Here is a 13,418-nt window from a genome sequence, read left to right on the forward strand (position 1 = left end):
CCCGGGCGGTCCCCGCCCCCCGGGCGGTCTGCCGCTACTCCTGCCCGTACCGCGGATCCACGGACTCCGGTGCGAGCCCGAGCAGTTCCGCGACCTGCTCCACCACGACCTCGTGCACCAACAGGGCACGCTCGTCGCGGTTCTTGGTACGGATCTCGACGGGCCGCCGGTAGACCACGATCTGCGCGGCCCGGCCCTTCTCCGCGGAGACCGCCCGCCCGAGCGGCACGGTCTCCTCCTGCGCACCGGGCACGTCGAGCACCATGAAGTCGACCTCGGCCAGCTGCGGCCAGCGCCGCTCCAGCCGCTCCACCGAGTCCTGCACGAGATCGCGGAAGTTCTCCGCTCTGCTGACCGAGAGCGGAACCTGTGGCGGGGCGACGGGTCCCCGCATGCCGCGGCCATGGCGGTCACGACGGCGTGGGCGCGGCTCGGGCGGGTGGGGAGGTACAGGACTGTCCATCACTGACGCAGGGTAACCCTCCGGGCGCCAAGTGGATCGCCGCTTCCTGACGGAGTATCGGCATGTCCAATCCTGAACAATCCGGCCAATCGGGGGCCCGATTCAGACCCTGCTCCTGACCGCTGATCTCTTGCTGTATGACAGCTTTTATGCCGAGTGGTGACCGGAACCGTTGCCGGTAGAGGCTGCATTTTTCCGTTCCGCCGCAGGTCAGAAGGAGTGTCCGGAAGGTGCTCGTGCCGGAGTTCACAAGGCGACACGGTGGGGTGACCTGAGGGAGAGTCGTCGCAGCCCGCTCAAGAGTGCGGTACCGTCCAATATCGTGAGCCCTGTACGTCGCTGTTCGCGCACCGCGTGCGGCCGCCCTGCCGTCGCGACACTGACGTACGTCTATGCCGACTCGACTGCGGTCCTCGGCCCGCTCGCCACCTACGCCGAGCCCCACTGCTACGACCTCTGCGCCGAGCACAGTGAGCGGCTGACGGCACCACGCGGCTGGGAAGTCGTCCGGCTCGCCGATCCCTCCGCCCCCACCCGCCCCAGCGGCGACGATCTCGAAGCGCTGGCCAACGCGGTACGGGAAGCGGCCCGGCCGCAGGACCGCGGAGCCGATGCGCGGGGCGGCGGCGCGCATGCCGCCGATCCGATGGAGGTCGCGCGCCGCGGCCACCTGAGGGTGCTGCGCTCACCCGACTCCTGAGGACGGCCACGGCCTCCTCGCCCCTCACGCACACGTCACGGACCGGGCCGACCGGCTGCTCGCTCCACCGACTGCGCGGACCCCGGTGATCCCCCGAGCGGCCATCGGCATCGGCATTGGCATCGGTATCGGTATCGCCATCAGGTCGGCACAGAGCACGGCATAGAGCTCGGCACAGAGCACGGCGGACCCGGGCGGGATGCTGCCCCGAACACGGCGTACGGGACCGCCGGGTAGTTTGGGCGGTCCGCAGAAACCTCAGGAGGACCGGCCCGTGGCTGCTGATCTGTCGCAGATCGTGAAGGCGTACGACGTGCGCGGAGTGGTGCCCGACCAGTGGGACGAATCGCTGGCCGAACTGTTCGGCGCGGCGTTCGTCGAGGTGACGGACGCGGACGCGATCGTGATCGGCCACGACATGCGGCCCTCGTCGCCCGGCCTCTCGGACGCCTTCGCACGCGGAGCCGCGGCGCGCGGCGCGGACGTCACGCTCATCGGTCTCTGCTCGACCGACCAGCTGTACTTCGCCTCGGGCAGCCTGGGACTCCCGGGCGCGATGTTCACCGCCTCGCACAACCCGGCGCAGTACAACGGCATCAAGCTCTGCCGGGCCGGCGCCGCCCCGGTGGGCCAGGACACGGGGCTCTCCGAGATCCGCGCGCTGGTCGAGAAGTGGTCCGGGACCGGCGCCCCGCAGCCGGCCGCCGTCTCCGGCACCGTCACCCGGCGCGACACCCTCGCCGACTACGCGGCCCATCTGCTGTCCCTGGTCGACGTCGCTTCGATCCGCCCGCTGAAGGTCGTCGTCGACGCGGGCAACGGCATGGGCGGCCACACCGTCCCCACCGTCTTCGCGGAACTGCCCGTCGAGCTCGTACGGATGTACTTCGAACTCGACGGCACCTTCCCCAACCACGAGGCCAACCCCCTCGACCCGAAGAACCTCGTCGACCTCCGGGCCCGGGTCCTGTCCGAGGGCGCCGACCTCGGACTCGCCTTCGACGGCGACGCGGACCGCTGCTTCGTCGTCGACGAGCGGGGCGAGGGCGTGTCGCCGTCCGCGATCACCGCCCTGGTCGCGGCCCGGGAACTCGCCCGCAACGGCGGCCGGGGCACGGTCATCCACAACCTGATCACGTCGCTCTCGGTCCCCGAGGTCGTCCGCGAGAACGGCGGCACCCCGGTCCGTACCCGCGTGGGCCACTCCTTCATCAAGGCGGAGATGGCCGAGCACGGCGCGATCTTCGGCGGCGAACACTCCGCGCACTACTACTTCCGCGACTTCTGGAACGCCGACACGGGCATGCTGGCCGCGCTCCACGTGCTGGCCGCGCTGGGCGGCCAGCCGGGCCCCCTCTCGGAACTGGTCGCCCAGTACGACCGCTACACCGGCTCCGGCGAGATCAACTCCACGGTCGCCGACCAGCAGGCCCGGACGGGGGCGGTACGCGCTTCCTTCGCGACCCGCGCCGGGGTTACGACCGACGACCTGGACGGCCTGACGGTCACGGCCCCGGACTGGTGGTTCAACCTCCGGGCCTCCAACACGGAACCCCTCCTCCGCCTGAACGTCGAGGCCCGCGACGAACGGACGATGACAGCGGTACGGGACGAAGTACTGGCCTTGGTCCGAACCGAGGAACCCGCAACCGGATCTTGATCTCTCCCCCTCCGGCCGGCCGGCCGGCCAAGCCCGCCGGGGGGCTTTTTCCCGATTCCTTCGGGTCCCCCGGCTTGTTGGGGTCCCTCCGTCTCGTTCGGGTCCCTTCAACTCCTTCGGGTCCGCAGGCTCGTTTGGGTTCCGTCGGTTCCTTCCGGATTCCCTCTGGTTCTTCTGGTCCTTCTGGTCCTTCTGGTTTCTCCGGCTCGTTTAGGTTCCTTCGGTTCCTTCGGGTTCCCCAGGATCGTCTGGGTTCCGCCGGTTCCTTCGGGTTCGCCCGGCCTATCCGCGTTTCTCCGGCCTTCGGGTTCCTCCAGCCCCTCCGGCCTTCGGGTTCCCCAGCCCTCCCGGTGCTTCCGGTCGTCTGGTTCCTCCAGCCCCTCCGGCCCTCGGGTTCCCCAACCCTCCCAGCGCTTCCGGTCGTCGGGTTCCTCCGGCCTTCGGGTTCGTCGCCCCGCCCCAGCCCCTCTGGCTCGTCCGTTTCCTCCGGCCCCCCAGACCTCTCCAGCTCTTCTGGTTCCTTCAGCCTCTGTGGTCCTTCCGGTCCTTCCGGCCTGTCCGGCTCTTTCGGCCCGTCTGGTCCTTCCGGTGCGTCCGGCCCGTCCGGTGCGTCCGGCCCTTCCGGCCCTCTGGCCGCTCCAGCCCTTCGGGTCTCTCTCGCTCCTCCAGTCCTCCAGGACCTTCCGGCCCCTCGGCTCTTCCGGTTCCTCCAGTCCTTGTAGCCCTCCCGCCCCTCGCACCCTTCTCGCCGCTCCCGGCCCTTGCACCCCTCCCGCCGCTCCTGCCGGTCACACCCCTCCCGCTCCTCCCACCTCTCCTACTGCTCTAGCCGCTCCTGCCCCTCCCGCGCCTTCCGCCGTCGGACCCTCCAGCCCTTCCGCCCTCTCCCGCTTCTCTGGTCCCTTGGGCGCTTCCAGCCCCTCCGGCGCTTGAGGAGCGGGGTCCGGGGCAGAGCCCCGGTTACGGGAAGGGGCGGGTAGGGGAACAGCTCCGCCGCAGGCGCCCCACCCGCACCCTCGCCCCCACCGCACCGCCCCCCTCCCGCTTCCCAACCGCCCCGCATCCGCCCCCCGCCCCCACCCACAGGCCCCGGGCCCACAGACCCCCACCCACGGGCCCCGGCCCACAGACCTCCGCCCACGGGCCCGGCCCCAGGCCCCTGGCCCGCCCCGCGCGCCCCGCCCCCCGACGGTAGGCTGACGTCGCCTGATCCGTTGTCTGAAGGGACCCACCCCATGCCGCTCGAAGCCGGCCTCCTGGAGATCCTCGCCTGCCCGGCGTGCCATTCCCCGCTCGACGACCGCTCGGCTGCCGACAGCCCCGAACTGGTCTGCACCGGCAAGGACTGCGGCCTGGCCTACCCGGTACGGGACGGCATCCCGGTCCTCCTGGTCGACGAGGCCCGCCGCCCCGAGTAGGGCACGCCCCGGGTAAAGGCACTCGCCTTGTGCAGGGGCACGGGCACCCACCCCCGAGCAGGGGCACGGGCACCCGCCGCCCCGCGCAACGACACCCGGGCCCCTGACGGCACCCGCCCCACACCCCGCACGGTGATCAGCACGTGATCGGAGGACCGCTCCCATGCTCGACGAGTCGCTGCTCGACGCCCCGGAAGCCCTGGCCCGAGCAGACCGCCGCGGCCTGCTCCGCGGTGCCGCCGAGGCCGGGGCGCGGGTCCGTACCGCCGCCCGGCACGCCGCCGAGGCGGGCATCGCCGAACTGAGCCCCGAGGGCCGCCCCCGCGCCGTACTGGTCGCGGGCTCCGGCACCGCCGCGTCCGGTGTCGCCGACCTGATCACCGCTCTCGCCGGCGCCTCCGCGCCCGTCACCCGCATCCACCCCACCGGGGTCGCCCCCGCGGCGGGCGCGATGCGCTGGACGCTGCCCGGCTGGGCCGGCTCCGTGGACCTGCTGCTGATCGTCACGGCAGACGGCTCGGAGCCGGGCCTCGCCCTCCTCTCCGAACAGGCGTACCGCCGGGGATGCAGCGTCGTCGCAGTGACCCCCCACCAGTCACCGTTGCGCGAGGCGATCGACGGGGCGCGCGGGCTCGTCGTCCCGATGGCCTCCGCCCCGCACGGCGAGTACGACGCCGAGACGTCGGCCGCGGGTCCGGGCACGCTCTGGGCCCTGTTCACCCCGCTGCTCGCGCTGCTGGACCGGGTCGGCCTGCTCACCGCGTCCGCCGAGGCGCTGCAGAGCGTCGCCGACCGCCTGGACCGCACGGCGGAACGCTGCGGTCCGGCCATCGCCACGTACAGCAACCCCGCCAAGACCCTCGCCGCCGAACTCGCCGACAGCCTGCCCCTCATCTGGACGGAGGGCGAGGCCGCAGCCCCGGTCGGGCGCCGGTTCGCCGCCGTCCTGGCCGAGCTGGCCGGCCGCCCGGCCCTGGCCGCCGAACTGCCCGAGGCGCTGCCCGCCCACGGCACCCTGCTGGCCGGGACCCTCGCCGCCGGGGCCGACCCCGACGACTTCTTCCGCGACCGGGTCGACGAGCCCGAGCCGCTGCACGCCCGCGTCGTGCTCCTCCGCGACCGGCCCACCGGCGGCCTGAGCGCTGCCCCCGCCGCCCGCGAACTGGCCCTCGGCCACGACACGGCGATCAGCGAGCTCGAACCCGACGAGGGCACCGAGCTCGAAGCCCTCGCGGAACTGCTCGCGGTCACCGACTTCGCCGCCGTCTACCTGGCCCTCGCATCGGCAGCAGGCGCCTGACCGCGGGGCCGCCCGCACTGCCGCACCCCCCGACCAGGAACCCTCACCGGCCCCACCCGGAGCACAGCGCCCCAGAGCATCCCCGGGAACAGCCCCGCGAACAGCACCCCGGCACAGCTCCCCCGCGATCAGCTCCGAGCACAGCGCCCCGCAAAACAACCCCCGCGAACAAGCCCCCGATCCACCAAGCTCCTCGATCCGCCAAGCCCTCGATCCGCCAAGCCCCCCGATCCACGCACCTCACAAGGACGAACACATGGACCGGCTCTCCAACACCGTGCGCCCTTACGCCTGGGGCTCCACCACCGCGATCCCCGACCTTCTCGGTATCGCCCCCACCGGCGAACCCCAGGCCGAGATGTGGATGGGCGCCCACCCCGGCGCCCCCTCGCGCCTCACCCGCATAACCGGCACCGGGGAGTCCGGCTCCGAACAGCCCCTCACCGAGGTCATCGCCGCCGACCCCGAGCGCGAACTGGGCCGGGCCACCGTCGAGAAGTTCGGCCCCCGCCTCCCCTTCCTCCTCAAACTCCTCGCCGCGGGCGCCCCGCTCTCCCTCCAGGTCCACCCCGACCTCGCACAGGCCCAGCGGGGGTACGAGGACGAGGAACGCCGCTCCGTCCCGATCGACGCACCCCACCGCACGTACAAGGACGCCAACCACAAGCCCGAGCTGATCTGCGCACTCACCCCCTTCGCCGGACTGTGCGGCTTCCGCAGGCCCGCCGAGGCGGCCGAGACGATGGCGGCGCTCGGCGTCGACTCCCTCAAGCCGTACGTCGACCTGCTCGGCGCCCACCCCGAAGAGGCCGCCCTGCGCGAGGTCCTCACCGCGATCCTCGGCGCCGACCCCGCCGAGATGGCCGAAACGGTCGGCCTGGCCGCGGCCGCCGCCGAACGCCTCGGCGGGGCCCACGCCCCGTACGCCCGGATCGCCCACCACTTCCCGGGCGACCCCGGTGTCATCGCGGCGATGCTGCTGAACTACGTGGAACTCCAGCCCGGCGAAGCCCTGTTCCTCGGCGCGGGCGTCCCGCACGCCTACCTCGACGGCCTCGGCGTCGAGATCATGGCCAACTCGGACAACGTGCTGCGCTGCGGACTCACGCCGAAGCACATCGACGTACCCGAACTGCTGCGCATCGTCCGCTTCGAGGCGACCGAGCCCGGGATCCTGCGCCCCGAGGCCGCACCGTCCGGCGAAGAGCTGTACGAGACACCCGTGGACGAATTCCGGCTCTCGCGCTTCGACCTCTCGCCCGGCGCCGCCCCCGTCGACCTGACCCGGGACACCCCCCAGATCCTGCTCTGCACCGGGGGAGCCCCGAAGGCGGGCGAACTCGATCTCGCCCCCGGCGCCGCCGTGTTCGTACCCTCCGGCGAAAAGGCCGAAGTGTCCGGTACGGGCACCCTGTTCCGGGCCACAGTGGTGGCCTGACGCACCGCCCGCCCCAGCGACTGCAACAATGTCCGGCCGTACCGCGGCGCCAGGGCCGCAGCACCGAAGAAGGGACACCAGGCACCCATGAGTGCGTCAGGCGGAACCAAGGCGATCGTGGCGGCACTCGGCGCCAACCTCGCGATCGCAGTGGCCAAATTCGTGGCGTTCCTGTTCAGTGGCTCGTCATCGATGCTCGCGGAGAGCGTCCACTCGGTCGCCGACTCCGGCAACCAGGGCCTGCTGCTGCTCGGCGGCAAGAAGGCCCAGCGCGAAGCCACCCCCCAGCACCCCTTCGGCTACGGCCGCGAGCGCTACATCTACGCCTTCCTCGTCTCCATCGTGCTCTTCTCGGTCGGCGGCATGTTCGCGGTGTACGAGGGCTACGAGAAGATCAAGCACCCGCACGAGATCGAGGCCTGGTACTGGCCGGTCGGGGTGCTGGTCTTCGCGATCGTCGCCGAGGGCTTCTCCTTCCGTACGGCCATCAAGGAATCCAACGAGACCCGCGGATCGCTCTCCTGGCGGGAGTTCATCCGCCGGGCGAAGGCCCCTGAACTCCCCGTCGTGCTCCTGGAGGACTTCGGCGCCCTCATCGGCCTGGTGCTCGCGCTCGCGGGCGTCGGACTGGCCCTCGCGACCGGCAACGGCGTCTGGGACGGCATCGGCACCCTCTGCATCGGCGTCCTGCTGATCATCATCGCGATCGTGCTCGCCGCCGAGACCAAGTCCCTCCTGCTCGGCGAGGCCGCGGGCGCCGACCAGGTCGAGAAGATCAAGGCCGCGGTCGTCGACGGCGACACGGTCACCGGCGTGATCCACATGCGCACGCTCCACCTCGGCCCGGAGGAACTCCTCGTCGCCGCCAAGATCGCGGTGCAGCACGACGACACGGCCACCGAGGTCGCCAACGCCATCAACGCCGCCGAGAACCGGATCCGCGAGGCGGTCCCGATCGCCCGCGTCATCTATCTGGAACCGGACATCTTCAGCGAGGCCGCCGCGGCAGCAGGCATCAACCCCGGCAAGGCCCCCGGCGGAACGCCCGGCACCACGACCACCCCCGCCGCGACCGACATCCCCGCCGACCCCGCCACCCCCGGCGACGACACCCCGACGAATCCCGGCCACTGACCACCCACCCCCCTCGGCCTCTCAGCCCCTCCGCCCACCAGCCCACATCCCTCCGCCCACCGGCCCACCCCCCTCCACACGCCCTCCCTCCCCCTCCAGCCATCCCTCACCACCTATCCCTCTCCGTCCCTCTCCCTCCTTCTCCCGGTACGTCGTGTCCCCGCCCCCGCCCCCGCCTCCGCCCCCGCCGCCTTCCCGACCGCTCCCGGTCCCGAGGCGGACTGGGAGCGGCTGGGCCGATCGGTGTAGATTCGAGGGCAGTGTCAGACGTCGCTGCTGATGGCGGTCGATCGGTCCGTACGCGCGGACCGGCCGAGGGAGAGAGGGCCTCCGACGGACTGCGCTGCGAGCTCCCGGGCATTCGTGTGCCCGCCGCCGCAGCCATCCGTGCCCCACCTCGACCCCATTACGAGGAGCAGCCCGTTATGACGACGGTCGCCAATCGACAGGACTTCAAGGTCGCCGACCTCTCCCTCGCGGCCTTCGGCCGCAAGGAGATCACGCTCGCCGAGCACGAGATGCCCGGCCTGATGTCGATCCGCAAGGAGTACGCCGCAGCCCAGCCGCTGGCCGGCGCCCGCATCACCGGTTCGCTGCACATGACCGTGCAGACGGCCGTGCTGATCGAGACCCTGGTCGCCCTCGGCGCCGAGGTCCGCTGGGCCTCCTGCAACATCTTCTCCACCCAGGACCACGCCGCTGCGGCCATCGCCGTCGGCCCCGAGGGCACCCCGGAGGCCCCGGCGGGCGTCCCCGTCTTCGCCTGGAAGGGCGAGACGCTGGCAGAGTACTGGTGGTGCACGGAGCAGGCCCTGACCTGGCCGAACACCCCCACCGGCGGCCCGAACATGATCCTCGACGACGGTGGTGACGCCACCCTCCTCGTCCACAAGGGCGTCGAGTTCGAGAAGGCGGGCGCCGCCCCGGACCCGTCGACCGCGGACAGCGAGGAGTACGCGTACATCCTCACGCTGCTGAACCGCACCCTCGGCGAGTCCCCGCAGAAGTGGACCCAGCTGGCGTCCGACATCCGCGGCGTGACCGAAGAGACCACGACCGGTGTGCACCGGCTGTACGAGATGCACCGCGACGGCACCCTCCTCTTCCCGGCGATCAACGTCAACGACGCCGTCACCAAGTCCAAGTTCGACAACAAGTACGGCTGCCGCCACTCGCTGATCGACGGCATCAACCGCGCCACGGACGTCCTGATCGGCGGCAAGACCGCCGTCGTCTGCGGCTACGGTGACGTGGGCAAGGGCTGCGCGGAGTCCCTGCGCGGCCAGGGCGCCCGGGTGATCATCACGGAGATCGACCCGATCTGCGCCCTGCAGGCAGCGATGGACGGCTACCAGGTCGCCACTCTCGACGACGTCGTCGGCCAGGCCGACATCTTCGTCACCACCACGGGCAACAAGGACATCATCATGGCCGCCGACATGGCCAAGATGAAGCACCAGGCCATCGTCGGGAACATCGGCCACTTCGACAACGAGATCGACATGGCCGGCCTGGCGCAGATCGACGGCATCGTCAAGGACGAGGTCAAGCCGCAGGTCCACACCTGGACGTTCCCCGACGGCAAGGTCCTCATCGTGCTGTCCGAGGGCCGCCTGCTGAACCTGGGCAACGCCACCGGCCACCCCTCGTTCGTCATGTCCAACTCGTTCGCGGACCAGACCCTGGCCCAGATCGAGCTGTTCACCAAGCCCGAGGACTACCCGACCGACGTCTACGTGCTGCCCAAGCACCTGGACGAGAAGGTCGCCCGCCTCCACCTCGACGCCCTCGGCGTGAAGCTCACGACGCTCCGCCCCGAGCAGGCCGCGTACATCGGCGTCGAGGTCGACGGCCCGTACAAGCCCGACCACTACCGCTACTGATCCCGCTACTGGTCCCGTCCGTCAGCGCCCGACCACGTCACCACCGGTCAGTGACGACCAGGCGCTGACAGACGGAACAGCCTCAGCAGCAGCTACGAGCGCAGGCCCCCGCACCCCCGTGCCGGGGGCCTGCCCCGTACCGCGCCCGCTCAGCCCGAGGAACCCCGAAGGACCCCATGCCCCGCGGCCGATATTCGCTCCACGATCTCCACGATCACACCCCCCTCGGTGACGAACACTTCCAGTGCGCACCCGGCCCTTCCGGCTGGCGCTACCTCTCCCGGACGACCACCCCTTCCGGCGACCACCTCGGCTCGCTCGACCTCACCCTCGACGAGCTCGGCCGTCCCATCCGCCTCGAACTCCACGCCGCGAGCTGGCAGGTCCGCGGCGCCGCCCTCGAAGGCGTCACCTGGGTCCGTACCGATCCGACCGGCGCACATGCCACCGAAGGCAATGTCCGTGCCCACGCCTTCACCGGCACATCCCCCGCGTTCCTCGTCGCGACCGCACGCCTGCTGCGCCTCACCCCCGATTCCCCCGCGACGCGCGTCCGCCTGGTCGCCTTCACCGACCCGGTCCTCGCGCCCCGCACCGTCGACCAGTCCTGGGCCCTGGTGAACAGTGAAGCGCACGCCACTGACAACGGCCCTCTGATCGTGGACGAGTACCAGGTCAGCGCCCTGGACACCGGCGAGCAGCACACCGTTCACATCGCCGGCGACGTGGTCCTCTCGGCCCCCGGCATCGAGCTGGAAGACCTGGAGTCCCCGCCCTCGTCGTCCTAGGGTCTTCCGTCGGATCGTGCCGGGCTCGCGTGCCCTTCCGATGCCCCGTGCCGCATCTCTCCGCGTCGTCGTCGGTCGCCGCCGCTCCGCGCCGACTCCCTCCTCCGCCCTCCTCCGCCTCGCTACGCACGACGCCGGGCCCCGCTCCCTGATGATCCGGCCCGACCCGAACGGGAGACCCTAGGCGGGCGGCGCGAACCCCGTTGCTGCGGGCGGCACCCGACCACTGTCCGTCCCCGCGGGCGGCACGGGTGCCCCCGCCCCGGCAGCGTCCGCCGAAGGCCCGCCCGCAGGGGGTACGACCCCGACCGGCGCCGGGGCCCCGGCCACCTTCGCCGGGGCCCCGCTCACCGGCTGCCCCGACGCCGCCTCGAAGCCGTTGCGAGCCGCCGCGTCCCGGGCGGCGGCGTACACCTTCCGGGCGTCCCGCGCCTGCCGCTCGTTCACCACCGCGGCCAGATACGCCCCGGCGGGCACTTCCGCCGGAACCGGAACACCGGTCCGCCCGGCCAACTCCCCGGCCAGCCGCTCCGCCATAGACCGACCCACCTGCGCATCGAGCTGATGCATACGGGTCAGGTACTGCCGCACGGCCAGCCACAGCGAGTCCGGCACCGCCGACAGATCCAGCCCGGCGAACCGCCCGACCAGCCACGGCGGCGGAGGCGGCACGGCGGCCGCCCGTCCCGCGGGCACCCGCTCCCGCACGACGAGCGTCCCCGCGAACACGTCCCCGAGGCGCCGCCCCCGCGCCGACACCAACGAGGCGACGCACGCGACGACCCCGAGCGTCATCAGGATCTCGACGACCCCCATCGCCCCGCGCACCAGCGCATGCCGGAACCGGATCGGCCCGCCGTCGTCCCGGACCACCCGCAGCCCACACGCCAGCTTCCCCAGCGAACGCCCATGACTGAGCGTCTCCACCGCGACCGGCCCGCCCACCAGCACCAGCAGAAAGGCCGCCACGGACACAGCGGCGAACGCCGCGTCGTCCAGCCCCGCCGTCGCGACGGCCAGCCCGATCGACACCACGACGAAGGCCGCCCCCACCACGGCGAGATCGATGGCCAGCGCCAGCGCCCGACTCGGCAGCTTCGCCGGTCTCAGCCCCAGCACGACCGCGTCCCCGGTCACCAGCTCACTCATCGTCGCCCCACCCTTCGCCGACCGGTCCCTGCCCCTCGCAAGCCTCAGTCTGCCAAGCTGACCCGCAGCGCGTCGCCGTAGTACGAACCCGTACGCACCCATGCCTGGAGCAGCAGCCGATCATGGATCTCGATGTCTTCGTGACGACCCACCGCGCCGAGTGGGACCGCCTGGACCATCTCCTGCGCCGCGGGCGCCGGCTCACCGGCACGGAAGCGGACGAACTCGTCGAGCTCTACCAGCGCACGGCCACCCATCTCTCGCTCCTCCAGTCCAGCGCCCCCGACCCGATGCTCACGGCCCGCCTCACCCAGCTCGTGGCCCGCGCCCGAGCCACGGTCACCGGCACCCGCCGGGCCTCCTGGCGCGATGCCGCGCGTTTCCTCACCGCCGGTTTCCCCGCCGCCGTCTACCGGTCGAGGCACTGGTGGATACCCACCGCGGTCCTTTCCACCGTGCTGGCGGCAGTCATCGGCTGGTGGATCGGTACGCACCCGGAGGTCCAGTCGGCCATCGCGGCCCCGGAGGACCTCCGCCGCCTGACCAGTCCGGGCGGGGAGTACGAGACCTACTACTCCAGCCACCCGGCCGCCTCGTTCGCCGCCCAGGTATGGACGAACAACGCCCAGGCCGCGGCCATGTGTCTGGTGCTGGGGGCCTTCCTCGGCATCCCGGTGATCTGGGTGCTGTTCCTCAATGTGCTCAACGTCGGCGTGGGCATCGGCCTGATGTCGTCGGCCGGCCGGCTCGACACGTTCCTCGGGCTGATCCTCCCTCACGGGCTGCTCGAACTGACCGCCGTCTTCGTCGCCGCGGGCACGGGCCTCCGCCTCGGCTGGACCGTCATCGACCCGGGCCCGCTGAGCCGGCGCTCGGCCCTCGCGCAGCAAGGCCGAGCCGCGATCGGCATGGCCATCGGTCTCGCGCTGGTCCTCTTCGTCTCCGGCGTCATCGAAGGCTTCGTCACCCCCTCCGGCCTCCCGACCTGGGGACGTATCACCATCGGCATCGTGGCCGAGCTGGTCTTCCTCGGCTACGTCTACATCCTGGGCGGCCGAGCCTCGCGAGCCGGTGACGGCGGCGACGTCGACCCCACGGAACGCAGCGCCGAGCTCCCGGTCGCCGCCTGATGTGCGTACGACCTCGCTGACCTGCTAGTCTCCTCCTCGCCCCAAAAAGCCATTGACATGGCTTGCACGGGGAGGTAGATTTTAACGGTTGCCTCGGACTGGACAAGCCCGAGCCCAGCAGTTAGCGTCTACCTCGCTCTCGACGGGAATCAATTCCCGCAGAGCCATCGATTCCTTACTCCGAATCACGAAGCCGATTTCACGGCCGAATGTTTCTGATAAAGTCGAATCAGCCGAAAGGCAAGCCCAATCCAACGGGTCACCGGAATTCAAATTCGGACCGGAAACGGAACGAAAAAGAGTCTGGTAAGGTTGGAACCGCCGGAAAGGGAAGCGCGAAAGCGAAGAACTGGAA

The 13,418-nt window shown here is 71.4% G+C and carries 11 protein-coding genes; 9 read left to right on the forward strand and 2 right to left on the reverse strand.

Annotated features, from left to right (window positions below; translation table 11 throughout):
• Positions 1–34 precede the first annotated feature (34 nt).
• Positions 35–463 carry a metallopeptidase family protein gene (locus ACFVFH_RS20885; protein WP_383770692.1) on the reverse strand — a complete coding sequence of 143 codons (429 nt, stop codon included), beginning with the start codon at positions 461–463 and terminating at the stop codon, positions 35–37.
• Positions 464–785: 322 nt separating this feature from the next.
• On the opposite strand from ACFVFH_RS20885, the gene ACFVFH_RS20890 reads away from it, so the two are divergent.
• The 8 genes from ACFVFH_RS20890 to ACFVFH_RS20925 all read left to right on the forward strand — a co-directional run bounded on the left by ACFVFH_RS20890 (position 786) and on the right by ACFVFH_RS20925 (position 10,784).
• Positions 786–1,163, forward strand: a complete 378-nt coding sequence (locus ACFVFH_RS20890) for a DUF3499 domain-containing protein (RefSeq protein ID WP_383770695.1) — start codon at positions 786–788, stop codon at positions 1,161–1,163.
• 274 nt (positions 1,164–1,437) lie between these two features.
• Entirely contained in the window at positions 1,438–2,823 is a 1,386-nt protein-coding gene (locus ACFVFH_RS20895) for a phosphomannomutase/phosphoglucomutase (RefSeq protein ID WP_383770698.1), read from the forward strand.
• Positions 2,824–4,058: 1,235 nt separating this feature from the next.
• Positions 4,059–4,241, forward strand: coding sequence for a Trm112 family protein (locus ACFVFH_RS20900; protein ID WP_383770701.1), 183 nt, complete (start codon positions 4,059–4,061; stop codon positions 4,239–4,241).
• A 163-nt stretch (positions 4,242–4,404) separates the two neighbouring features.
• On the forward strand, positions 4,405–5,541 hold the full coding sequence (locus ACFVFH_RS20905; protein ID WP_383770704.1) for an SIS domain-containing protein: 1,137 nt from the start codon (positions 4,405–4,407) through the stop codon (positions 5,539–5,541).
• A 256-nt stretch (positions 5,542–5,797) separates the two neighbouring features.
• Positions 5,798–6,979, forward strand: coding sequence for a mannose-6-phosphate isomerase, class I (gene manA, locus ACFVFH_RS20910; RefSeq protein ID WP_383770707.1), 1,182 nt, complete (start codon positions 5,798–5,800; stop codon positions 6,977–6,979).
• Between the two features lie 87 nt (positions 6,980–7,066).
• Positions 7,067–8,113 (forward strand): cation diffusion facilitator family transporter, encoded by a 1,047-nt coding sequence (locus ACFVFH_RS20915; protein WP_383770710.1) that lies wholly within the window; start codon positions 7,067–7,069, stop codon positions 8,111–8,113.
• A 425-nt stretch (positions 8,114–8,538) separates the two neighbouring features.
• Positions 8,539–9,996 (forward strand): adenosylhomocysteinase, encoded by a 1,458-nt coding sequence (gene ahcY, locus ACFVFH_RS20920; RefSeq protein ID WP_383770712.1) that lies wholly within the window; start codon positions 8,539–8,541, stop codon positions 9,994–9,996.
• 176 nt (positions 9,997–10,172) lie between these two features.
• A complete protein-coding gene (locus ACFVFH_RS20925; protein ID WP_383770714.1) occupies positions 10,173–10,784 on the forward strand; it encodes a hypothetical protein in 612 nt (203 codons plus the stop codon).
• Positions 10,785–10,964: 180 nt separating this feature from the next.
• Here ACFVFH_RS20925 and ACFVFH_RS20930 read toward each other — a convergent pair whose 3' ends face one another.
• On the reverse strand, positions 10,965–11,933 hold the full coding sequence (locus ACFVFH_RS20930; protein ID WP_383770717.1) for an RDD family protein: 969 nt from the start codon (positions 11,931–11,933) through the stop codon (positions 10,965–10,967).
• A gap of 122 nt (positions 11,934–12,055) precedes the next feature.
• On the opposite strand from ACFVFH_RS20930, the gene ACFVFH_RS20935 reads away from it, so the two are divergent.
• Positions 12,056–13,063, forward strand: coding sequence for a stage II sporulation protein M (locus tag ACFVFH_RS20935; protein WP_383770720.1), 1,008 nt, complete (start codon positions 12,056–12,058; stop codon positions 13,061–13,063).
• Positions 13,064–13,418: the final 355 nt, after the last annotated feature.

The sequence above is a fragment of the Streptomyces sp. NPDC057697 genome, from assembly GCF_042799335.1.
Taxonomy (GTDB): Bacteria; Actinomycetota; Actinomycetes; order Streptomycetales; family Streptomycetaceae; genus Streptomyces.

Bases quoted from the DNA above. Each gene is read 5' to 3' on its own strand.
- ACFVFH_RS20885 (WP_383770692.1), bottom strand. From the start codon at position 463: ATGGACAGTCCTGTACCTCCCCACCCGCCCGAGCCGCGCCCACGCCGT.
- ahcY (WP_383770712.1), top strand. From the start codon at position 8,539: ATGACGACGGTCGCCAATCGACAGGACTTCAAGGTCGCCGACCTCTCC.
- ACFVFH_RS20915 (WP_383770710.1), top strand. From the start codon at position 7,067: ATGAGTGCGTCAGGCGGAACCAAGGCGATCGTGGCGGCACTCGGCGCC.
- ACFVFH_RS20905 (WP_383770704.1), top strand. From the start codon at position 4,405: ATGCTCGACGAGTCGCTGCTCGACGCCCCGGAAGCCCTGGCCCGAGCA.
- manA (WP_383770707.1), top strand. From the start codon at position 5,798: ATGGACCGGCTCTCCAACACCGTGCGCCCTTACGCCTGGGGCTCCACC.
- ACFVFH_RS20930 (WP_383770717.1), bottom strand. From the start codon at position 11,933: ATGAGTGAGCTGGTGACCGGGGACGCGGTCGTGCTGGGGCTGAGACCG.
- ACFVFH_RS20925 (WP_383770714.1), top strand. From the start codon at position 10,173: ATGCCCCGCGGCCGATATTCGCTCCACGATCTCCACGATCACACCCCC.
- ACFVFH_RS20935 (WP_383770720.1), top strand. From the start codon at position 12,056: ATGGATCTCGATGTCTTCGTGACGACCCACCGCGCCGAGTGGGACCGC.
- ACFVFH_RS20900 (WP_383770701.1), top strand. From the start codon at position 4,059: ATGCCGCTCGAAGCCGGCCTCCTGGAGATCCTCGCCTGCCCGGCGTGC.